Raw genomic sequence first — 20,990 nt, 5'->3', positions numbered from 1 at the left:
TCCCCCCGGCGCGGTGGCTCAGCTCTCCGCGAGGATCTCGTCCGCGTCCATGATCCGGTACGCGTACCCCTGTTCCGCCAGGAAGCGCTGGCGGTGCGCGGCGAAGTCCTGGTCGAGGGTGTCGCGGGCCACGACGGAGTAGAAGTGCGCCTGGTGGCCGTCGGCCTTGGGCCGCAGCACCCGCCCCAGCCGCTGCGCCTCCTCCTGCCGTGACCCGAAGGTGCCCGACACCTGGACGGCGACCGTCGCCTCCGGCAGGTCGATCGAGAAGTTCGCGACCTTCGAGACCACCAGCACGCTGATCTCGCCCTCCCGGAAGGCGTCGAAGAGCTTCTCCCGCTGGGCGTTGGACGTCTCCCCCTTGATCACCGGCGCGTTGAGATGCTCCCCCAGCTCGTCCAGCTGGTCGATGTACTGCCCGATGACGAGGATCTGCTGCCCCGCGAAACGGCGGACGATCGCCTCCGTGACCTTCCGCTTGGTGTCTGTCGTCGCGCAGAAGCGGTACTTCTCCTCCGTCTCGGCCGTGGCGTACGCGAGCCGCTCGGCGTCCGTGAGGTTCACCCGTACTTCCACGCAGTCGGCGGGCGCGATGTAGCCCTGCGCCTCGATCTCCTTCCACGGCGCGTCGAACCGCTTGGGCCCGATGAGTGAGAAGACGTCGGACTCGCGCCCGTCCTCCCGCACCAGCGTCGCGGTCAGCCCGAGCCGCCGCCGGGCCTGAAGATCGGCCGTGAACTTGAACACCGGCGCCGGCAGCAGGTGGACCTCGTCGTAGACGATCAGCCCCCAGTCCCGGGAGTCGAACAGCTCAAGGTGGGGGTAGATGCCCTTCCGCCTGGTCGTCAGCACCTGGTACGTGGCGATGGTGACCGGCCGGATCTCCTTCTTCGTCCCGCTGTACTCGCCGATCTCGTCCTCGGTCAGCGACGTCCGCCGCACCAGCTCGTGCTTCCACTGCCGGGCCGACACGGTGTTCGTGACGAGGACGAGGGTGGTGGACTGCGCCTGCGCCATGGCCCCGGCGCCGACCAGCGTCTTCCCGGCCCCGCAGGGCAGGACGACGACCCCGGACCCGCCGTGCCAGAAGTTCTCCACGGCCTGCTTCTGGTACGGCCGGAGCTTCCAGCCCTCCTCGCGCAGCCCGATCGCGTGCGCCTCGCCGTCGACGTACCCGGCGAGGTCCTCGGCCGGCCAGCCCAGCTTCAGCAGCACCTGCTTGATCTGCCCGCGCTCCGAGGGGTGCACGGCCACCGTGTCCGGGTCGATGCGGGCGCCGACCAGCGGCGCGATCCGCTTCGAGCGCAGCACCTCCTCCAGCACCGGCCGGTCGGTGGAGGTGAGCACGAGGCCGTGCGCCGGGTGCTTGAGCAGGCTGAGGCGGCCGTAGCGGTCCATCGTCTCGGCGACGTCGACGAGCAGCGCGTGCGGCACGGGGTAGCGGCTGTACTGCACCAGCGCGTCGACGACCTGCTCGGCGTCGTGCCCGGCCGCGCGCGCGTTCCACAGGCCCAGCGGCGTCACCCGGTAGGTGTGGATGTGCTCCGGCGCCCGCTCCAGTTCGGCGAACGGCGCAATGGCCCGCCGGCAGTCGTCGGCCTGCTCGTGGTCGACCTCCAGGAGCAGGGTCTTGTCGGACTGGACGATTAGGCAGGACACGCATACCTCCGCAGATAGGATCGTCACCGTGGCAGACACAACACCTGCCACGGCTCGGGCCATGCCCCGTGCCCGGCGCCGGAAGGGCGTACCGGCCAGCGCGCCGGGGATGCGCGCCGCTATCTATGTTCGCCTATCGCGTGAAACGGACGAGACGACTTCTCCCTTCCTTTCTGCTGCACTCGCCCGAGCTCCCTCCGGGGCACCTCGGGCTCGATCAGGACACCCGGTGGCTGCCCGCCCGCCCCCACCCGAATGCAGCAGACCGCCGAACCTCCCTCATGGGTGGGAAGCCTCCGGCGTGTCGCGCATGAACGCGGACGTACACCCGCGTGAGTGACCCCGGAGCCCCGCGTGACGTCCGCTTCACGGTCGGCCGTCGGCCAGCTCCGCGACCCCCGTGATGCGGTGCAGCGGGTACGTCCGTACCTCGTCCGCTGTGTGGTCGAACGCCGTGACGAAGCCGCCCTCGACGCGGATCGGGGCGATGACGCGCTGGCCGGCGGCGCCCTCGGCGTTGACGTAGCCGATCCACAGGGACTCGCCGGTCAGGACGGCGGCCTGCATGGTGGCGAGGGCCTCGGCGGAGCTGGTGCGCGGCAGGTCGCCGCCCTCGGCGGGGGCCTCCCGGGCGGGTTTGCGGGGGGCCGTGGAGGCGAGGTCGCCGGCGCGGATGGCGCGGATCGCCGCGGCCAGCAGGGTGTCGTCGGGGACGGGCGGGCCGTCCGGGACCGGCTCCGGGGCCGTGCGCGGCGGGGTGCGGTGGGCGTCGGCGCGGGTGACGAGTACGTCGCCCTCCGCCGACTCGGCGGCCGGTGCGAAGCCCATCGCGCGCAGGCCGTCCAGCAGGGCCGCCGGGTCGGCCTGCGCGGCCAGCACGGTCGGGGCGAGGCGGCGCAGCCGGAGTCCGGCGGAGCGCTTGTCGGCGAGGATCTCGTTCAGCAGGGCGTCGTCGTCGCAGCGCACGTACGCGGACGCCGCGCCGACGCGCAGGTGCCCGTGCCGGCGGGCCACGTCGTCGATGAGATACGTCAGCGGCTGCGGGACCGGCGAACGGGAGTGCGCGGCGAGGAAGGCGTGCAGGTCGGAGGCGGACTGACCGGCGTCCAGCGCGCGCCGTACCGAGGCCGGCGTGAACCGGTACACCGTCGCCCCGCCCTTCGACTCCACCTCCGCGAGCACCCCCAGCAGATCCGCCAGCGGCCGCTGCAACGGCCCCGGCGCGACCGCCGTCAGATCGGCCTGGAGCAGCACGTGATCCAACGGCTCCGGCAACAGCGGCTCGAGCAGCCGCACGGCCGCGGCACAGGCGGTGGCCTGCTCGGCGGGGGAGAGCGGGGCGAGGGGAGCGGTGTGGTGGGCGTGGCGGTGGTGGACGGGGAGTTTGTCGCCGGGGCCGTCGGGATCGGCCTCGTGTGGTGCCGGTGCCGGTGCCGGTGCCGGTGCCGGTGCCGGTGCCGGGACGTGTGGGCCCAGTAGTGCCCGGCCGTGTGCCGAGAGTGCGCCTCGGCCCGTGATGCCCAGTAGTTCCGCCTCGGTCAGGGTCCAGCGGGCCAGGCGGGCGCGCAGGTCGTCGTCGCGGGGCTGCTTGCCGCGCGGTGGGCGTTCCCAGCGCAGGCGGGCCAGGACCGACTCGGGGTCCGGGGCGCTGCCCTCCGGCAGGGCAGCGAGCAGGGTCAGCACCCGGTGCCGTACCTCGGGTGCCGCGGAGCGGTCCAGGCCCGGGCCCAGCGCGGACAGCGTGCGGTCCTTCGCGTCCCGGCCGCCGACCAGCCCCGGCGTACGGGTCGCCGTCAGCCAGGTCGCCGCGAGGCGGGCCCAGCGCTCGGCGGGGGGCTGCTCGCGCCACTCGTCGTACGCCGGGGTCACCGCGTACCGCTCGTCGGCCTCGCCGTCGGAGGCCAGCAGGCCGACGGCGTACGCCAGCTCCGCCCAGAACGCGGCGACCGGTTCGGGCACGTCCAGGGCTACAGCGGTCCGCTTCAGGTCCCGCACGCTCAGCCCGCCGGCCCGCAGCACCGTCGGTCCGCCCTCGTCCCAGTCCTTCAGCAGTTCCTCGACGGTCGCCAGCGCCGACTGCGCCTGCCCGGCCGCGGTGCCGTCCACAACCTGTGGACGGTGGGTGGCCGCGGCCTGCACGGCGGGCGGCACCGGCTCCGGCGTGCGGTGTGCCCGGCCGCCGCGCAGATGCAGGGCGACCTCGCGCGGCAGGACGACCGTGCCGGGCGCGGTGGGCAGCAGCAGCCCGCGGTCCAGCAGCCAGCGCAGGCGGGGCGCGGGATCGGGGGTGACCTGGCCGTACGGCGGCCCCCACACCAGGCGGTCCAGTACGTCGAGGGAGTCGGCCGGGGCCTCGTCGAGCAGCGCCGCCATCCGCTTGCGGTCGCTGAACAGGCCGGTGAGGGCGGTCACGGCGGACACCGAGTCGTGCGTCGAGGTCAGCCCCGCCGCCGTCACGATTTCCTGGATGCGCCCCGGCGACCTGCCCGCCGTCGCCTCCTGCACGGCCGGGCCGAGGCCGGTCGGCGAGGGGTGCTGCGGCGAGGGCGCGAGCAGCTCACGGGCCGTGCGCAGCAGCCGCAACCGGTCGTCGCCGCCCCACACCAGCGCCTGTTCGCGCAGCGTACCGAGCGCACGCGGCAGGGCGGCGGTGACGGCGGGATCCCGCTCGTCCCCCGCCATCAGCCCCAGCAGTTCCTCGTACGGCGCCGGATCGCCCGCCACCGCCAGCGCCTGAGCCGTCTGCAGCGCGAACCGGTCCAGCCGCTCCAGCGCCCGCACCACCGAGGCCCGGGTACCGGCCCGGGTCGCGAGCTGCGTGAGGTCGGTCGGCACGGGCGTGATGAGATCCGGACGGCTGCGCAGCAGCGCGCCCAGCGAAGCGTCGTCCCGCACGCGAAGCGCCTCCGCGAGGGACCGGGGCGCCGCGGGCTTGTCCTCGGTGCTCATCCGGTCAACGGTAGCGGGTGGGCGTGACGGTGGGGGCGGCGTCCGGGCGCGTTGGCTACGCTGTTCGCAACGCACCAGCCCCGGAGGGGACTTCGTGGGGATTGAGAGTGACCAGGTCGTCTACGAGTATCTGAGCCGCGTCGGGGACGTGGCGCAGCAGCGGCAGCTTTCGTCTGCCGCCCGCATGCGTCTGGTCGCCGAGCTGCGCGAGGAGATCGACCGGCGGCGGGCCAAGGCCGCGGTGGACTCGCCGGCCGCCGTACGCCGCATCCTGAACCGGCTCGGCAGTCCGGACGAGATCGTCGCCGCCGCCTCGGACCGTGCCGGCGGTGGTTCGGACGGCGGCGGTGCGTCGCGGCCGCCGGCCGCGCCCGTGCCTGTGCAACGGGACCGGGAGCAGCTGTTCCATCCGGAGCAGGACGACGACGGCGGCCGGGCGAGAGGTGTGCTGCGGCGGGTCGTACCGCGCCCGCGGCCCGCGTCGCGTCCCGTCGAGTCGCCGGACCCTGCCCCCTCCGACATGCCCTCCTCCCCGCACCAGGCCGGTGAGTACGAGCTGGGGGACGCGCAGCCCGACTGGTGGCGGGTGGACACCAGTCCGTTCGGGGTCGGCGACGATGTGCCCGGTTTCGTCGGCGGTGTGGAGATCCCGGAACTGCTCAGGCCTCCGCCGCCGAAGGACGCGGTGCCGGCGGCGGCCGTGGAGAAGGCCGAGGAACCGGCGAAGACCGAGGAGCCCGAAGAGACCGAGCCCGCGCCCAGGCGCCGGCGTCGCTTCGTCCCCCTCCCCGCCCGCCCGGCCGGCGGCTGGAACAACCCCCTCCTCCTGCTCGCGGCCGCTCTGCTGGTCGCCGGTGCGGTGATCGGCAACTGGTTCGCGCTCCTCTTCGGCTGGGTCATCGCCTACACCTCCCGCCGCCTGACCCAGGCCGAGAAGAAGGGCGCGGTCTTCGTCATCCCCGGCCTCGCGATCACCGCCGGCCTGGTCTGGCTCTGGGGCCGCACCGAGAAAGGCTGGGGCGCCCGCGTCGCGGAGGGCCAGATGAACACCGCCGTATCGGAAACCTGGCCCTGGGTGGTCCGCGGCGCCGCCGTCGCCTCGGCCCTGTTTCTGGTCTGGCGCTCCCAGAAACAACGCTGACGGGATCCCGGCCTGCGGGCCGCTGCGCGTATACCCCACCGGCCCGCACCGACGCCGGGCGCGCGGCAATACGGCCCCTGCCGCCAGCCGACGGGACGAGCGTCACACCGGCCCCGTGTCTCCCCGTACCACCCCCTGGGCACGATGGCCCATATGGCCTTGACGACCCCTGCCTCGCTGACCGTCGGTTTTGATCTCGACATGACCCTCATCGACTCCCGGCCCGGCATCCGTGCCTGCTATCAGGCGCTCTCGGAGCGGACGGGGGCGTACATCGACGCCGATCTGGCGGTCACCCGGCTGGGGCCGCCGCTCGCCGAGGAGCTGATCAACTGGTTCCCGGCGGAGGAGGTAGCGGAGGTGGCCGATCTGTACCGGGAGATGTACCCGACGATCGCCATCGCCGCGACACCCGCGATGCGCGGCGCCCGCGAGGCGATCGCGGCCGTACGGGAGGCCGGCGGACGGGCGATCGTCGTCACCGCCAAGTACGAGCCCAACGCCAAGCTGCACCTGGCCCACCTCGGCATCGAGCCGGATGCCGTCATCGGTGACCTGTGGGCCGAGCAGAAGGCTCAGGCGCTCCGGGAGCACGGCGCGAGTGTCTATGTCGGCGACCACGTGGGGGACGTGCGCGGTGCGCGTACGGCCGGCGCCATGTCGGTGGCCGTGGCGACCGGGCCGTGCGATGCCGGGGAACTGCGGACCGCCGGCGCCGACGTCGTACTCGCCGACCTCACCGAATTCCCGCGCTGGTTTTCGACCTACTGCGAAGCGCCCCGCGCCTGACGCCTCCCCGCCGCCACCGCGCGCAGAACGCCCGCACCGGCAAGCAGGAATCCGACGGCCATGAGCATGCTCAATCCGAACATGTACGCCGGAAAGGGCGTCGTCCCCAGCAGCAGCGGGGCCACGGTGACGAGAGTGGCCACGGCACCGAGGAAGAACACGATCGCACCGATGCGGATCAGACGGTCACCGGGCGCGGCGGAATTCGTTTGGGTTTTGTCACGCACCGGACCAGGGTAGTTCCCAGCGCGAGGGAACAGCCGGGTGACGTCTTGTCACCGGCCCGAAGACCATTAGCCTTGGAACCGGCGGGTCGAGGCGGCCCGCCCGAGTGCTATCAAGAGCCGTTTCCGAAGCAGTTTTCCGACGAGTACGAGGACGAGGACAGACGTGCCTACCGGCAAGGTCAAGTGGTTCAACAGCGAGAAGGGCTTCGGCTTTCTCTCCCGCGACGACGGCGGTGACGTCTTCGTCCATTCCTCGGTCCTCCCCGCCGGAGTCGAGACGCTCAAGCCGGGACAACGGGTGGAGTTCGGGGTCGTCGCCGGACAGCGCGGCGACCAGGCGCTGTCGCTCACTCTTCTGGACCCGGCCCCGTCGCTGGCCGCCGCCCAGCGCAAGAAGCCCGATGAGCTGGCCTCCATCGTCCAGGACCTGACGACCCTCCTGGAGAACATCACGCCGATGCTGGAGAAGGGCCGCTACCCCGACCGGACCTCCGGCAAGAAGATCGCCGGCCTGCTGCGGGCGGTCGCCGACCAGCTCGACGTATAAACCCGCCTTCTAGGGGAAGTCCAGCGCGTTCGGGCCGAGGGGCGGCACCAGCCCCTCGGCCGCCGCACGTGTGAGCAGCCCCCGCACGGCCGCGTACCCGTCCTCGCCGAGGCCGGCGGTGAACTCGTTGACGTACAGCCCGATGTGCTGGTCGGCGACGGCCGGGTCCATCTCCTGGGCGTGCGCCATGACGTACGGGCGGGACGCCTCGGGGTCGTCCCAGGCGGCCCGTACGGACGCCCGGACCGCGTCGGCGAGCCGCCGCAGCTCGGCGGGGCCCAGCGACCGCCGGGCGATGATCGCGCCGAGCGGGATCGGCAGCCCGGTGGTGTACTCCCAGTGCTCGCCCATGTCCGCGAGCTTGTGCAGGCCGTAGCTCTGGTACGTGAACCGCGCCTCGTGGATGACGAGCCCCGCGTCGACCTTCCCGTCCCGCACGGCCGGCATGATCTCGTGGAACGGCATGACCACGATCTCGCCGACCCGCCCCGGCAGCGTGTCCGCCGCCCACAGCCGGAACAGCAGATACGCCGTCGACTTCTCGCTGGGCACCGCGACCGTACGGCCGGTCAGGTCGACGCCCGGCTCACGCGTGAGCACCAGCGGCCCGCAGCCCCTGCCCAGCGCGCCCCCGCAGGGCAGCAGCGCGTAGTCGTCCAGGACGTACGGCAGCACGGCGTACGACACCTTCAGTACGTCCAACTCGCCGCGCTCGGCCATGCCGTTGGTGATGTCGATGTCGGCGAAGGTGACGTCGAGCGCGGGCGCGCCGGGGATCCGGCCGTGGGCGATGGCGTCGAAGACGAAGGTGTCGTTCGGGCAGGGCGAGTACGCGATCCGCAGGGACCGCAAGGGCTGCGGGGGCTGCACGGGTTCACTGGTCATGCGGGTTCCAACTCTCCAGTACGGGGGCGAGCTTCCCGAAGCCCTCGGTCAGCGCCGTGAGTGCCTCGCCGATGCGCCAGGCGGCGCGGTCGCGCGGGCCGACCGGATTGGAGACCGCGCGCAGTTCCAGCACGGGCACGCCGTGCGCGGCGGCGGCCTCGGCGACACCGAAGCCCTCCATGGCCTCGGCGAGGGCGGTGGGGTGGCGTTCGCGCAGGTCGGCGGCACGCTCGGCGGTTCCGGTGACCGTGGAGACGGTGAGGACGGCGCCGGTGCGGGCGCCGATGGCGGTCGCGGACCGGCGTACGAGCGCCGGGGGCGGGCGGTGGGTGGCGGTGCCGAAGCCGAGGGCGGTGACCGGCAGGAAGCCGTCGGGGGTCTCGGCGCCCAGGTCGGCGGCGGTGATCTCGTCGGCGAGGACGAGGGAGCCGACGGGTGCCGCGGGGAGGAAGCCGCCGGCGATTCCGGCGGAGATGACGAGGCCGTAGGGGCGGCCGTCGAGCGCGGTGGCGGTCAGCGCGGCGGCGGTGGAGGCGGCGGCGAGGGCGGGGCCGACACCGGCGGCGAGGAGGTCGTAGCAGCCGCCGGGCACCTGGTGCAGTGTCACCCCGGGCCGGGGTGTCTCCTGCACCTGCCCTGGGAACACCCCGGCCACCGCGTCCCGCTCGGCGGGGACCGCGGTGGCCACGAGGATGCGCGGGGCGGACGCGGTCAGGAGTCCTTCTTCAGCCGGAACGACCACAGACCCGTCGTGTCCTGCTTGCCCTCCCTGATGGACACCAGGGTCGAGTTGCCCTGCGCGCCGTACTGGGAGTTGAAGAACACGTAGCCGCCCACCGAGCGGTAGGTCTTGTTGCTCGGGTCGGACAGCGGCTGGCCGTTCAGCATGATCGTCCAGCCCTTGTCGGCGATCTCCGGGTCGACGCCGAAGCGCACGGTGTCGTCCGGGTCGACCGAGATGGTCTTGATGTCCTTGTCCTTCAGGCACTCCGTGAGCTGGGCGGACGACAGGGTCTTGCCCTCGCCGCCGCAGGTCGCCTCGGTGTGCACCGAGTCGCGGCCCACGGTGACGGTGGCCATCGGCGTCGGCTTGTCACAGGCGGACAGGACGAGCAGTCCGGCGGAAACGGCACCGGCGGCGGCGACGGCGCGGCGGCGTCGCACGGCGCGGTATCCATGAGCGGCTTCGCCGCGGGGCAACCTGGTCATGGCCGAAGGCTATCGGGCACGCGGGAGGGTCCCCCCACGTGGGGGGTACGGCGTGCCCTGTTCGTTACGCCTGGTTACGCCACCCGCGGCCGGGCCGTGCCGCCGCTCCGGGCCGAGCCGAGCAGCCCCCGCAGGGTGGTCAGCCAGCCGGTGGCGACGATGCCGGCGCCCACCATCAGGCCGAGCGTGCCGTTGAGCGGCAGCACGATGCCGATCGCCCCGCCGAGCACCCAGGCCATCTGCAGCAGCGTCTCGGAGCGGGCGAACGCCGACGTGCGGACCAGCTCGGGCACGTCCCGCTGGATCAACGCGTCCAGGGACAGCTTGGCCAGCGCCTGCGCGAACCCGGCGATCGCGGCCAGGCCGGCGATCAGGACTGTGCCGAAGAACACCGCCGCCGTGATCGCCGCGCCCGTCACGAACGCCACCACCGTCACGATGATGATCTCCGGCGCCCGCGATCTGAGCCACGCCCCCACCGCCGTACCCAGCGCGTTGCCCGCCCCCGCCGAAACGGCCACCATGCCCAGCGAGACGGCCGCGCTCTGCCCGGTCATCGGGTGCTCGCGCAGCAGGAACGCCAGGAAGAAGATCAGGAAGCCGGACAGGCAGCGGATCGCGGCGTTGGCGCCCAGCGCGTGCGTGACGGCGATGCCGACGGTGCGCAGCCCCGGCCGCTTGACCGGCTTGAGGTGCGGCCCGTGCAGATGCTGCTCGTCCGCCGCCAGCAGGGCCGTGTCCTCGCCCTTGGCCGAGTCCACCTTCGACGGCAGGGTGAAGGACAGGAACATCCCCGCCATGAAGATCACAAACGCGCCGTACAGCGGCCAGCGCGGCCCGACCTGCTGCAACCCGATGCCGACCGGCGCGGCGATCCCGGTGGCGAGCAGCCCGCCGAGCGTGACCCGCGAGTTGGCCTTCACCAGGGAGAACTTCGGAGGGAGCAGCCGCGGCACGACGGCACTGCGCACCACCCCGTACGCCTTGGACGAGACGAGCACGCCGAGCGCGGCCGGATACAGCTCGATGCTGCCGGTGATCACGGCGCCCGACAGCACGAGGGCGAGCATCGCCCGCGCGAGCATCGCGCCGGCCATGGCGGCGCGGCGGCCGTGCGGGAGGCGGTCGAGGAGGGGGCCGATCACGGGGGCGAGGAGCGTGAAGGGCGCCATGGTGACGCCGAGGTAGAGGGCGACGCGTCCGCGCGCCTCGTCCGTGGGCACCGAGAAGAACACGGTGGAGGCGAGCGCGATGGTGATCATGACATCGCCGGCGCCGTTCACGCCGTGCAGCTCGATCAGCTTGCCGAGCCCGGACTCGCCGGCGCCGTGCGCGTGTGTCGCCCGGCGGATGCCGCGGGCGGTGCCGGTCACCGGGAGGTGCAGGGCGCGGGCGACCGCGCGGAGCGAGCCGTGCGCCCGGCCCGGACCGCTGCGTCGGTTGCTCCCCTTGGTGCCGGGGGGCGTCTTCGCGGCTCCCACGTCGTCATAGTGCCCCGACAGAGGTGCCGATAGTGCCGTTACCGCGCGTATGGGCGTGCTCTTTGCAGCAGCGGGAGTCGTATGGGCGAGTGGGAGACATCCGCCGCGAAGCGGCGAACAGACCCGTAGGTGTACGCAAGGCGCAGCGGAAGGGTAGCGTGCGTATCTCAGCCATCCCGCAGAATGGATGACAGAGGTGCGCCCGAGCGCGAGGGCGCGGACGTAAGACGCGGTCCTCCGGTCCGCTCCGTCCGCCTCCGCTGGGAGCGGTGCACTCGTGAGACGGCGTATGGAGAGAAGCGATACCTGTGAGCGCAGCGACAACGCGAAGCCGCACCCCTGACCGTCTGTGCGCCGAGGCCGTCGACCTCGCCCGCGCCGCAGCCGAGGAGGCCGCCGCGCCCGGGGTCGTCGGGGAGCACGCGGGGCTGGTCTCCGAGGGGGACCGCGTTGTCACGCACTTCTTCGAGTGCAAGGAGCTCGGGTACCGCGGCTGGCGCTGGGCGGTGACGGTGGCCCGCGCGTCGCGCGCGAAGATCGTCACGGTGGACGAGGCGGCCCTTCTTCCCGGCCCGAACGCGCTGCTGGCCCCCGAGTGGGTGCCGTGGAGCGAGCGCCTGCGTCCCGGGGACATGGGTCCGGGTGACCTCCTTCCCACCGACGCGGAGGACCTCCGCCTGGAGCCGGGTTACTCGGGCGAGGAGGAACCGCCCCCGAACTCCGCCGTCTCCGCCGAGATGACCGACCTGGTGGAGGCCGAGGACGCGGAGGTGACGGCAGGGCCCCCGGCGCGGCTCCCGGGCACCCCCTCCCGAGGCTCGGTCAGCGCGCTCGCCGAGGAACTGGGCATGCGCCGGGCCCGGGTCCTGTCCCGCTACGGCCTGCACACCGCGGCCGACCGCTGGGACGAGTCCCACGGCTCCAAGACCCCCATGGCCCAGGCGGCCCCCGCGTCCTGCGTCACCTGCGGCTTCCTGGTCCCCATGGGCGGCTCCCTGGGCCAGGCCTTCGGCGTCTGCGCGAACGAGTTCTCGCCGGCGGACGGCCACGTGGTGTCCCTGTCCTACGGCTGCGGCGGCCACTCGGAAGCCGCGGTCATGCCGAAGCCGCCCCAGCCGGCCCCGCCGGTCATCGACGAGACCAGAGTCGACCCCTTCCCCCTCCGCCCCGCCTCCGACTCGGGCTCGGTCCCGATAGTGGAGGACGAGTCGTCGGCGGAGCTGGGGCACTCGTAGGGGGCCGGTCGCCGACGGGACTACTCGTCCGTGAAGATCTCTTCGGCTGCGGCGGCGGTCACGGCGCGCCGGTGCCAGCGGCGCAGGGTCTCGGGGTCGTCGCAGTCGGTGATGCGCTCGCGGACCGCTTCGGGGACGTTGAGGCCACGTACCTCCAGGACCTCCAGGACGTCCTCGGCGGCCCGCTGCGTCTGACCCTCGGCCCGGCCTTCTTCCCTGCCTTCCTCCCGGCCTTCCTCGCGGATTTCCTGGGAGAGGGGTGACTTGTAGAAAGAGAGGTCCACGGCCACCAGTTTCCTCCAGATCTCTCCGGCCGGGTGCTTGCCCAGGCCTTGTGCGATGAGTTCGACGATCGTGTTGGCAAGGTCTTCGGGTTCGTCCCGCAGGACGTTGGTCATTGCTTTGAGTATGGCCCCGATGCCCGGATCAGTGGCGTGAGTGATGGCGGACAGCGTGGCTAGCGCGAGGTCCTTGCGGACCTCGGCCGGGTCGGTGATCACCGGCATGTTGTTCGGTCCCGCGACCAGCGGGCGCAGGGTGAGCAGGGGCCACTGGGGAGGGCCGAAGCGGACCGGGCGCGCGGCCCACTCCGCGGTGGCGCGGTCCTGGCAGACGACCAGCAGCATCGGCTGCAGCCGGTACTTCGTGAGCAGATACGAGGCGTAGTACAGCCAGCTCGCCGGCTTGTCCGGGTCCTTCCCTCGTTGCGCCTCGACCGCGAGGAGTAACGGCTCGTCGCCCTCCGTCTCCAGCCGTAGCAGTGTGTCGACGCGGCGTTCCAGCGGGGCGGCTTCGGTGAGGTCGTTGGGCAGGACGGTCACCGAGGTGGGCGGGGCGAAATCGATGCCCAGCACCTCGGATACCTGGGAGAAGAGCCCTGGATGATCCTGGAAGATGCGGTGCATCGCCTCATGGGGCGAGCTGACCATGGGCGTTTCGGTCCTTTCGTTGGTCATGGACCAGACCACCGTCATATGCAACTGTTTCCGAATCCAGCTGAGTTGGCGATGTTCACTCTCGTGGGTGAGGTGGTGTCGTGGGTGGGAGGGCGCACTCGGCCCAGACGGTCTTGCGTGGGGATGGGCCGGGGGCGACTCCCCAGCGGTCGGCCAGAGTGCCGACGATGAGGAGGCCTCGGCCGGAGTCGGCATCTGGGAGCGGGGCCTGGGGTGTCGGCAGGTGGTCGTCGCGGGTGTCGGTCACCTCGATACGGAGGGTTTCGGCGACGACGTAGAGCAGGAGCCGAAAGTCCCGGCCCGGGGCGCGGCCGTGGGTCGCCGCGTTGGTGGCCAGTTCGGCCACGATGTGCTCCGCCGGGTCCAAGGGCAGGCCCCAGGAGCGGAGTTGCTCGGTGGCCAGCAGGCGGGCGAGGCGGGCGCCACGGGGTGTCGGCGACAGCTGGACCGCGAAGTTGCGGATGGGGGTGGTGAGTTCGGCGGATTTCTGGATCACGTCACTCAGAGTGGCGCTGCGTGCGTAATGTGAAAAGTGACTCTGCGGGTGCGTACGGTCACTGTCCGGAGGTTGTCCGGTGGTGTCCGGGCTGTCGGGGTGGGGTGTGTGGGTAGGGCGCGGGTGCACTACGGCGGTACGACGGAGGGGTACGGCATGACGACGGTCGAGGCAGATGCGGGGCGGCTCAAGAGTGAGGCGGACGAGCCGGGGTGGGAGGTGGATCCGGACGACGAGTGGGGTGTCGCGGTCATCACCACCGTCGGGCGTCAGCTGAAGCTGCGGAGGGAGGCCGTAGGGATGCGGGCCGCCGACTTCGGCAAGGTTGTCGGGTACGGCGAGGACATGGTCTACAAGATTGAGGGTGGCAAGCGGATTCCTCGCCAGGAGTACCTGGACAAGGCCGACGAGGTCTTGGAGGCGGGCGGGCTCATCGCCGCCGCTTGGGAGGACGTGAAGAACGTCCGGTACCCGAAGAAGGTTCGGGAGCTGGAGAAGATGGAGGCCAAGGCGGTCGAACTGCTCTCGTACGGCAACCACAACCTGCATGGCCTGCTTCAGACGGAGGAGTTCGCGTGGGCACTCCTGAGGACGTGGCGGCCCGCACTCCCGGAGGACCAACTGGAGCGGACGGTGGCCGGGCGCATGGCCCGGAAGAAGATCTTCCAGCGCTCACCTGCGCCCGAACTCAGCTTTGTCCTGGAAGAGGTGACGCTGAAGCGCCCGGTCGGGGGCAGGATGGTGATGCGCAGGCAGCTCGAACACCTGCTGGAGCTGGCCCAGTTGCGGAACGTCGAAATCCAGGTGATGCCGATGGACCGCTGGGACCATCCTGGTACGGGAGGGAGGATCCAGGTGCTGAAGTTCGGGGACGGCACGGCAGTCGGTCGCATGGATGACGAGTTCAGCGGCCGTCCCGTCGCCGATCCGAAGCAGCTGCGGATCCTTGAACTGCGCTATGGCATCATCCGGGCGGAGGCTCTGACCGCACGGGAGTCACTGGCCTTCATCGAGCAACTGCTGGGAGAGACATGATCCGCAAGGCATCCGCCGGGGACGCTTCCGATCTGGTGTGGTTCAAGAGCAGCTACAGCGACAGCAGCAACCCGAACGACTGCGTTGAGGTCGCCATCGCGCCCGGCACTGTGCACGTCCGCGACTCCAAGAACGTCGAGGGCGCCCGGCTCGCCCTTACGTCGGCCGCCTGGTCGGACTTCGTTTCATACGCCCGCAAGGACTGATCACCGCACCGGACACCCACGAGCGGTACCTTCGTCCTCACGCCGATGAGGAGAGTGACCGTGAGTAAGTTCGTGCGGCCGGCCCCCGAGGGTGCTGACCCGTTCGGGACGGCCCGTCTGCGCCGTGGAGTGCTGGACGCCTGGGCCACCAGTCCCGCCCGGTTCCGGGAAGACGCCAACGCCGAGGAGGATCTGGTCCTCGGCGGGTACCGGGACCGGCTCGTTGTCGAGCTTGCGCAGAACGCCGCCGATGCCGCCGCCCGCGCAGGCACGCCGGGGCGGCTTCGGCTCACCCTGCGTGACGGGGTGCTCGTCGCCGCCAATACCGGTGCCCCCTTGGACGCGGCCGGTGTGGAGTCGCTGGCGACCCTCCGGGCGTCCGCCAAGCGCGACACCCCGTCGATCGGCCGGTTCGGTGTCGGGTTCGCCGCCGTTCTCGCCGTGACCGATGAGCCTGCCGTCGTGGGGCGGCACGGTGGTGTGCGCTGGTCGCTGGCCGAGGCGAGGGATCTGGCCGCCGGGACCGCCCGGCACAGCCCCGGACTGGGCGACGAGATCCGGCGGCGGGACGGACACGTGCCGCTGCTCCGGTTGCCGTTCGCCGCCGAGGGCACCGCTCCCGACCCGTACGACACCGCCGTCATCCTGCCCCTGCGCGACACCGCCGCCGCCGACCTCGCCGAACGGCTCCTGCGCGGCATCGACGACGCCCTGCTCCTCACCCTGCCGGGGCTGAAAGAGGTCGTCGTGGAGGTCGGCGGCGACAGCCCCCGCACCCTCACCCGTCGCACCGACGGCGCCTTCACCGTCGTAGAGGATTCCGCCGACGGCATCACCCACTGGCGTACCTCCACCGCGAAGGGCCCCCTCACCGCGGACCTCCTCGCGGACCGCCCCGTAGAGGAGCGGTTGCGGCCGCACTGGTCCGTGACCTGGGCCGTGCCCGTCGAGGCCGACGGTTCGCCGACCCGCCCTCGCACCAACCCCGTCGTCCACGCGCCCACCCCCAGCGACGAACCCCTCGGCGTACCCGCCCTGCTCATCGCGTCGTTCCCGCTCGACAGCACCCGTCGGCACGCCGCCCCCGGCGCCCTGACCGACTTCCTCGTGCAGCGTGCGGCGGACGCGTACGCCGATCTCCTCGCCGACTGGCGGCCGGTGGGGGAGGGCATCATCGCTCTCGTGCCCGGTCCGCTGGGGAAGGGCGAGCTGGACGGGGCCCTGCGGCAGGCGGTCCTCGAACGGCTGCCGCGTACCTCCTTCCTGCCGCCCGCCGCCCAGCCCCGTCCCGGCCAGGACACCGACGACCTGCCCGAGTCCCTGCGCCCGCGCGACGCGGAGGTCGTGGAAGGGGCCGGGGCCGACACCGTGCGGGTGCTGGCCGAAGTGCTGCCCACGCTGCTGCCCGCGGGGCTTGAGCGGCGCGTGGAGCTGCGGACTCTCGTCGTCTCGCGGGTGCCGCTGACGGACGCCATCGACCGGCTGGCAGGGCTGGAGAAGGAGCCGGGATGGTGGCGGCGGCTGTACGACAGCCTCGCCGGGGTCGACCCGGACCGGCTGTCCGGGCTGCCCGTGCCGCTCGCGGACGGCCGTACGACCATCGGGCCCCGGCAGGTCCTCCTGCCCACGCCGGACGCCGCCCGCATCGACCCCGAACTCCTCTCCCGGCTCGGCCTCAAGGTCGCCCACCCGGATGCCGCGCACCCGATCCTGGAGAAGCTCGGCGCCCTTCCTGCGTCCCCGCGGGCCGTACTGAACACCCCGCAGGTGCGGGCCGCCGTCGCCGCGTCGCTGGACGAGGAGGGCGGGCTGTCCTGGGAGGAAGACGCCCTGGACGCCGAGGAGTTGGCGGACACGGTGCTGGCGCTGGTGCGGGACGCGGGGCTGCAGCCGGGCGACGAGCCGTGGCTGGGTGCCCTCGCGCTGCCGGACGAGGAAGGCGAACTCGCCCCGGCGGGTGAGCTGGTGTTCCCCGGCAGTCCCTTCGCGCAGGTCATGCGCGAGGATGAACTGGCCGCTGTGGACGGCGAGTTGGCGCAGAAGTGGGGTCAGGAGCCGCTGGCCGCGTGCGGTGTGCTGGCGAACTTCGCGCTCGTCCGCGCCACCGATGTCGTCCTCGACCCGGACGAACTGGAGCCCCGCGAGGGCGACTTCGCCGAGCCGGACGACGCCGGAGTGCTGGACGCCGTGGACGTGTGGTGCGAGGACATCCTCGACCGGTTCCCGGACACGCTCGTACCGCCGGTCGCCACCGAGCTGATCGCCGTACGCGACCTGGACCTCGTGGACGACGACAAGTGGCCCCAGGCCCTGGCGCTGCTGGCCCGGCCGCCGCTGCGGGACGCGCTCACGCAGCCGGTACGGATCCTGCTCCCGGACGGCACCCACGAGGTCGTACGGCCGTACACGGCGTGGTGGCTGCGCGGGCACCCGGTGCTCGACGGGCGCCGCCCGGCCGGCCTGCGGGCAGCGGGCGGGGACCCGCTCCTGCGCGGCCTGTACGACGAGGCCGACGCGACCGGCTTCGACGACGAGCAGGTGCTGCGGGCGCTGGGCGTCCGTACGTCGGTCGCCGCGCTGCTCGACGAGCCGGGCGGCGCGGCGGAACTCCTCGACCGCCTGGCCGACCCGGAGAGGCCGGTATCCGCCGCCCAACTGCACGCGCTCTACGGCTCGTTGGCCGAGCTGGACCCGGAGCAGGTGACCCTGCCGGACGAGCTGCGGGTCGTGGTCGACGGGCGGGTGGAGGTCGTGGACGCGGCTGACGCGGTGGTGTGCGACTCGCCGGACCTGCTGCCGTTCACGTCCGGCGTCGCGCTGCTGCCGGTCCGCCCGTCCCGGGCCGCCGATCTGGCCGAGCTGTTCCAGGTGCGACGGCTGAGCGAGTCCGTCACGGGTGAGGTGGACTCGGCGGGCACCGAGCACGACGTACCGGAGTCGGTGCGGGTGCTCCTGGGTCCCCGGACCCCCTCCTCCTACATCGAACACGAGGAACTCGTCGTCGACGGCGTCGAGATCGACTGGCGCCTGACCGACGACGGCGCCCTGCACGCCGCGACCCTGGAGGGCGTCGCCGCGGGCCTCGCCTGGGCGGCCGGTCAGTGGCCGCGCCGCTTCGAGGTCGCGGCACTGCTGGAAGACCCGTCACGCACGGAGGAACTGGCGAGGGACCGCTGGTTCGACTGACGCGCGGCGTGAACGTGCCCCATGAGGGGCGCGGGGAACTGCGCGACAAGCCACGACGGACCCGCGGGCGAAACACAGCGGGAGCCGTCGGTTGTCGTCGAGCGCTAAGCGGGAACGCGGTGGCCGACCCACCTCCACAGGAACTCCAGGGCGGCCGCCGACGTCACCGCGATGCCGACCGCGATCCACGGCATCATCACGCCGACCAGCTTCAGCGCGAAGAAGTCCTGGAGCCATGGCACGACCAGGACCAGCAGGAAGCCCGCGCCCATCGCCGCCACCAGGGCGATCCGCCACCAGGTGTAGGGACGGGCGATGATCGCCAGTACCCATATCGAGATCAGGAACAGGGTCAGGGTCGCGGCGCTCGTCTCCGCGGCCAGCGAACCCGCGCCCGTGTAGTGCTGGCGGGCTATCAGATACGTCGCGAAGGTCGCCAGCGCGGCCACCGTGCCGCCCGGGATCGCGTACCGCATGACCCGCCGGACGAAGTTCGGTTTCGCGCGTTCCTTGTTGGGCGCGAGGGCCAGGAAGAAAGCCGGGACGCCGATGGTCAGGGTCGACAGAAGGGTGAGGTGGCGGGGGAGGAAGGGGTACTCGACCTGCCAGAACACCACCAGGATGGCCAGCAGCACCGAGTAGACCGTCTTGACCAGGAACAGGGTGGCGACGCGGGTGATGTTGCCGATCACCCGGCGGCCCTCGGCGACCACCGACGGCAGCGTGGCGAAGCTGTTGTTGAGGAGGACGATCTGCGCGACCGCCCGCGTCGCCTCCGAGCCCGAGCCCATCGACACCCCGATGTCGGCGTCCTTCAGGGCCAGGACGTCGTTCACGCCGTCGCCGGTCATCGCGACCGTGTGCCCGCGTGACTGGAGGGCGCCCACCATGTCCCGCTTCTGCTGCGGGGTGACCCGCCCGAACACCGTGCCCTTGTCGAGCGCCTCGGCCATCCCGTCCCGTTCGGCCGGCAGGCGTCGCGCGTCGACCGTCGTCCCCTCCAGGCCGAGCTTGGCGGCCACCGCGCCGACCGACACCGCGTTGTCGCCGGAGATCACCTTGGCGCGGACGCTCTGGTCGGCGAAGTAGCGCAGGGTGTCGGGGGCATCGGGCCGCAGCCGCTGCTCCAGGACGACCAGTGCGGCCGGGGTCGCGCCCTTGGCCACCTCCGGGTCGTCCAGCTCCCGCTCCGCCCGCGTCAGCAGCAGCACCCGCAGGCCCTGCTCATTGAGCCGCTCCGTCTCGGCGAGGGCCGGATCGTCGTCCGGCAGGAGCACGTCCGGCGCGCCCAGCAGCCACGTACTGGCCTCGCCGTCGCCCTCGTTGAAGGACGCGCCGCTGTACTTGCGGGCGGAGGAGAAGGGGAGCGACTCGGTGCAGCGCCAGTCCTCGGCGTCCGGGTAGACGTTGATGATCGCCTGGAGGGAGGCGTTCGGCCGCGGGTCGGACTCCCCGAGCGCGCCGAGGGCCTTGCGTACGTACGTCTCCTCAACTCCGCCCAGCATCCGCAGCTCGGTGACGTCCATGCCGCCCTGCGTGAGCGTGCCGGTCTTGTCCAGGCAGACGGTGTCGACGCGGGCGAGGCCCTCGATGGCGGGGAGTTCCTGGACGAGGCACTGTTTCCGGCCGAGCCGGATCACGCCGATCGCGAAGGCGACGGAGGTGAGGAGCACCAGCCCCTCCGGGACCATCGGGACGATCCCGCCGGCCGTCCGCGCGATGGAGTCCTTGAGGGGGTTGTTCTTGACGACCAGCTGGCTGATGATCAGGCCGATCGCGGTCGGGACCATCATCCACGTCACGTACTTGAGGATCGTGGAGATGCCGGAGCGCAGCTCGGAGTTGACCAGCGTGAACCGGGAGGCCTCCTCGGCGAGCTGCGCGGCGTACGCCTCGCGCCCCACCCTGGTCGCCTTGAAGGCCCCGCCGCCGGCGACCACGAAACTCCCGGACATGACCTGGCCCCCCGGTCGCTTGACGACCGGATCGGCCTCGCCGGTGAGCAGCGACTCGTCGATCTCCAGACCGTCGGCCTCGACGCACACCCCGTCCACGACGACCTTGTCACCGGGCCCGATCTCGATCAGATCGTCCAGCACGATCTCGGACGTACTGACCTCGGTGGCCTCCCCGTCCCGCCGCACGGTCGGTCTGACCTCACCGATCAACGCCAGCGAGTCGAGGGTCTTCTTCGCCCGCCACTCCTGGACGATGCCGATCCCGGTGTTGGCGAGGATCACGAACCCGAACAGGCTGTCCTGGATCGGCGCGACCAACAGCATGATCACCCAGAGCACACCGATGATCGCGTTGAACCGGGTGAAGACGTTGGCGCGGACGATGTCGGCCATGGACCGACTGCTGCGCACCGGCACGTCGTTGTCCTGCCCGCGCGCCACCCGCTCGGCGACCTCGGCGGCGGTCAGCCCCGTCACGGGGCCGACCGGGACCGCGGCCGGGTGCGCAGGGTGGAGTCCGGCGCCCGCGTCGATGTGCGTCATGCTTTCGACGGTACGTGTGGATTTACGGCTTCACCCGCCGAATGTGCGGAAGATCCGGCCTGGGAAGGACGGGGCGGGGGCGAATAATTCCCTGGTACTACGCCGCGCTGGACGGGGAGTTGGAAGCGGAGTCGGAGTCCGTGCCGGAGGCCGGGTCGGCGGCCCGCTTGATCGCCGCTTCGCGCCTGCGGACGTACCAGATGCCGAACAGGCCGAGCCCGCCCCCGGCCAGGCAGGTCCACAGCCACCAGGTGTGCCCGTGGTCGGCGAACCAGCCGTAGAAGGGGAGCTGGACGAGGAAGAGGACGAACCAGATGACGGTGCCGCCGGTGACGGTGGCGACCACGGGCCCCTCCAGGGGCTCAGGCGCCTCGTGCTTGGGAGATCCCGCAAAAAACCCGGCCATGCGCACAGCTTACGAGGCGATCGGGTCTACACGCGGAGATAGCTGTTTTCGGTCTCATATGTTCATACTGAAACCGTTTATG

Annotated in this window: 18 protein-coding genes; 7 read left to right on the top strand and 11 right to left on the bottom strand. The window is 72.0% G+C overall.

Annotation, left to right across the window (positions count from 1 at the left end):
* Positions 1–18 precede the first annotated feature (18 nt).
* Positions 19–1,659 carry a DNA repair helicase XPB gene (locus H8R17_RS20705; RefSeq protein WP_187824698.1) on the bottom strand — a complete coding sequence of 547 codons (1,641 nt, stop codon included), beginning with the start codon at positions 1,657–1,659 and terminating at the stop codon, positions 19–21.
* A 366-nt stretch (positions 1,660–2,025) separates the two neighbouring features.
* Positions 2,026–4,608, bottom strand: a complete 2,583-nt coding sequence (locus H8R17_RS20700; RefSeq protein WP_187824697.1) for a helicase-associated domain-containing protein — start codon at positions 4,606–4,608, stop codon at positions 2,026–2,028.
* 94 nt (positions 4,609–4,702) lie between these two features.
* On the opposite strand from H8R17_RS20700, the gene H8R17_RS20695 reads away from it, so the two are divergent.
* Together H8R17_RS20695 and H8R17_RS20690 are read left to right on the top strand one after the other, a co-directional pair.
* Positions 4,703–5,749, top strand: a complete 1,047-nt coding sequence (locus H8R17_RS20695) for an HAAS signaling domain-containing protein (protein ID WP_187824696.1) — start codon at positions 4,703–4,705, stop codon at positions 5,747–5,749.
* A 144-nt stretch (positions 5,750–5,893) separates the two neighbouring features.
* Positions 5,894–6,538 (top strand): HAD family hydrolase, encoded by a 645-nt coding sequence (locus H8R17_RS20690; RefSeq protein WP_187824695.1) that lies wholly within the window; start codon positions 5,894–5,896, stop codon positions 6,536–6,538.
* Here the strand turns inward: H8R17_RS20690 and H8R17_RS20685 are convergent.
* The gene (locus tag H8R17_RS20685) at positions 6,514–6,765 is read right to left on the bottom strand and encodes a hypothetical protein (RefSeq protein WP_187824694.1); all 252 of its coding nucleotides are present in this window, start codon (positions 6,763–6,765) and stop codon (positions 6,514–6,516) included. The genes H8R17_RS20690 and H8R17_RS20685 overlap by 25 nt on opposite strands.
* Before the next feature lie 163 nt (positions 6,766–6,928).
* Here H8R17_RS20685 and H8R17_RS48720 point away from each other — a divergent pair, with 163 nt between their 5' ends.
* Complete coding sequence (locus H8R17_RS48720) at positions 6,929–7,312, top strand: cold-shock protein (RefSeq protein ID WP_187824693.1); 384 nt, start codon at positions 6,929–6,931, stop codon at positions 7,310–7,312.
* A 9-nt stretch (positions 7,313–7,321) separates the two neighbouring features.
* On the opposite strand, the gene H8R17_RS20675 is transcribed toward H8R17_RS48720, so the two are convergent.
* The 4 genes from H8R17_RS20675 to H8R17_RS20660 all read right to left on the bottom strand — a co-directional run bounded on the left by H8R17_RS20675 (position 7,322) and on the right by H8R17_RS20660 (position 10,887).
* Entirely contained in the window at positions 7,322–8,197 is an 876-nt protein-coding gene (locus H8R17_RS20675; protein ID WP_187824692.1) for a 1,4-dihydroxy-6-naphthoate synthase, read from the bottom strand.
* The gene (locus tag H8R17_RS20670) at positions 8,187–8,939 is read right to left on the bottom strand and encodes a futalosine hydrolase (protein WP_187824691.1); all 753 of its coding nucleotides are present in this window, start codon (positions 8,937–8,939) and stop codon (positions 8,187–8,189) included. Before H8R17_RS20670 ends, H8R17_RS20675 begins: the two co-directional genes overlap by 11 nt.
* On the bottom strand, positions 8,909–9,406 hold the full coding sequence (locus H8R17_RS20665; protein ID WP_223125282.1) for a DUF2771 domain-containing protein: 498 nt from the start codon (positions 9,404–9,406) through the stop codon (positions 8,909–8,911). Before H8R17_RS20665 ends, H8R17_RS20670 begins: the two co-directional genes overlap by 31 nt.
* 74 nt (positions 9,407–9,480) lie before the next feature.
* A complete protein-coding gene (locus H8R17_RS20660) occupies positions 9,481–10,887 on the bottom strand; it encodes an MFS transporter (RefSeq protein ID WP_187824690.1) in 1,407 nt (468 codons plus the stop codon).
* 308 nt (positions 10,888–11,195) lie between these two features.
* Here H8R17_RS20660 and H8R17_RS20655 point away from each other — a divergent pair, with 308 nt between their 5' ends.
* On the top strand, positions 11,196–12,122 hold the full coding sequence (locus H8R17_RS20655) for a DUF3027 domain-containing protein (protein WP_187824689.1): 927 nt from the start codon (positions 11,196–11,198) through the stop codon (positions 12,120–12,122).
* A gap of 20 nt (positions 12,123–12,142) precedes the next feature.
* On the opposite strand, the gene H8R17_RS20650 is transcribed toward H8R17_RS20655, so the two are convergent.
* Both H8R17_RS20650 and H8R17_RS20645 read right to left on the bottom strand, forming a co-directional pair.
* Positions 12,143–13,051: a hypothetical protein gene (locus H8R17_RS20650; RefSeq protein WP_187824710.1), complete on the bottom strand. Its 909-nt coding sequence runs from the start codon at positions 13,049–13,051 to the stop codon at positions 12,143–12,145.
* 82 nt (positions 13,052–13,133) lie between these two features.
* Positions 13,134–13,574, bottom strand: a complete 441-nt coding sequence (locus tag H8R17_RS20645; RefSeq protein ID WP_187824688.1) for an anti-sigma regulatory factor — start codon at positions 13,572–13,574, stop codon at positions 13,134–13,136.
* Between the two features lie 156 nt (positions 13,575–13,730).
* Between H8R17_RS20645 and H8R17_RS20640 the strand changes: the two genes are divergently transcribed.
* Genes H8R17_RS20640 through H8R17_RS20630 form a run of 3 tightly spaced genes read left to right on the top strand, consistent with a single transcriptional unit; the run spans position 13,731 to position 18,001 of the window.
* Entirely contained in the window at positions 13,731–14,609 is an 879-nt protein-coding gene (locus H8R17_RS20640) for a helix-turn-helix transcriptional regulator (protein WP_187824709.1), read from the top strand.
* The gene (locus tag H8R17_RS20635; protein WP_187824687.1) at positions 14,606–14,815 is read left to right on the top strand and encodes a DUF397 domain-containing protein; all 210 of its coding nucleotides are present in this window, start codon (positions 14,606–14,608) and stop codon (positions 14,813–14,815) included. The genes H8R17_RS20640 and H8R17_RS20635 overlap by 4 nt, the downstream gene beginning before the upstream one ends.
* A gap of 60 nt (positions 14,816–14,875) precedes the next feature.
* Positions 14,876–18,001, top strand: coding sequence for a sacsin N-terminal ATP-binding-like domain-containing protein (locus H8R17_RS20630; RefSeq protein WP_187824686.1), 3,126 nt, complete (start codon positions 14,876–14,878; stop codon positions 17,999–18,001).
* 104 nt (positions 18,002–18,105) lie between these two features.
* Here the strand turns inward: H8R17_RS20630 and H8R17_RS20625 are convergent, their stop codons facing one another.
* Together H8R17_RS20625 and H8R17_RS20620 are read right to left on the bottom strand one after the other, a co-directional pair.
* A complete protein-coding gene (locus tag H8R17_RS20625) occupies positions 18,106–20,502 on the bottom strand; it encodes a cation-translocating P-type ATPase (RefSeq protein ID WP_187824685.1) in 2,397 nt (798 codons plus the stop codon).
* A gap of 97 nt (positions 20,503–20,599) precedes the next feature.
* Positions 20,600–20,908 carry a DUF2530 domain-containing protein gene (locus tag H8R17_RS20620; RefSeq protein ID WP_187824684.1) on the bottom strand — a complete coding sequence of 103 codons (309 nt, stop codon included), beginning with the start codon at positions 20,906–20,908 and terminating at the stop codon, positions 20,600–20,602.
* Positions 20,909–20,990 lie beyond the last annotated feature (82 nt).

Origin of the sequence: Streptomyces sp. TRM68367 (assembly GCF_014495685.1) — a bacterium.
In the GTDB taxonomy this organism is placed as follows: Bacteria; Actinomycetota; Actinomycetes; order Streptomycetales; family Streptomycetaceae; genus Streptomyces.
Note: the sequence above shows the minus strand (reverse complement) of the source record. Positions and strands in the feature narration are given on the sequence as shown.

Bases quoted from the DNA above. Each gene is read 5' to 3' on its own strand.
- H8R17_RS20700 (WP_187824697.1), bottom strand. From the start codon at position 4,608: ATGAGCACCGAGGACAAGCCCGCGGCGCCCCGGTCCCTCGCGGAGGCG.
- H8R17_RS20690 (WP_187824695.1), top strand. From the start codon at position 5,894: ATGGCCCATATGGCCTTGACGACCCCTGCCTCGCTGACCGTCGGTTTT.
- H8R17_RS20675 (WP_187824692.1), bottom strand. From the start codon at position 8,197: ATGACCAGTGAACCCGTGCAGCCCCCGCAGCCCTTGCGGTCCCTGCGG.
- H8R17_RS20665 (WP_223125282.1), bottom strand. From the start codon at position 9,406: ATGACCAGGTTGCCCCGCGGCGAAGCCGCTCATGGATACCGCGCCGTG.
- H8R17_RS20650 (WP_187824710.1), bottom strand. From the start codon at position 13,051: ATGGTCAGCTCGCCCCATGAGGCGATGCACCGCATCTTCCAGGATCAT.
- H8R17_RS20640 (WP_187824709.1), top strand. From the start codon at position 13,731: ATGACGACGGTCGAGGCAGATGCGGGGCGGCTCAAGAGTGAGGCGGAC.
- H8R17_RS20635 (WP_187824687.1), top strand. From the start codon at position 14,606: ATGATCCGCAAGGCATCCGCCGGGGACGCTTCCGATCTGGTGTGGTTC.
- H8R17_RS20625 (WP_187824685.1), bottom strand. From the start codon at position 20,502: ATGACGCACATCGACGCGGGCGCCGGACTCCACCCTGCGCACCCGGCC.
- H8R17_RS20620 (WP_187824684.1), bottom strand. From the start codon at position 20,908: ATGGCCGGGTTTTTTGCGGGATCTCCCAAGCACGAGGCGCCTGAGCCC.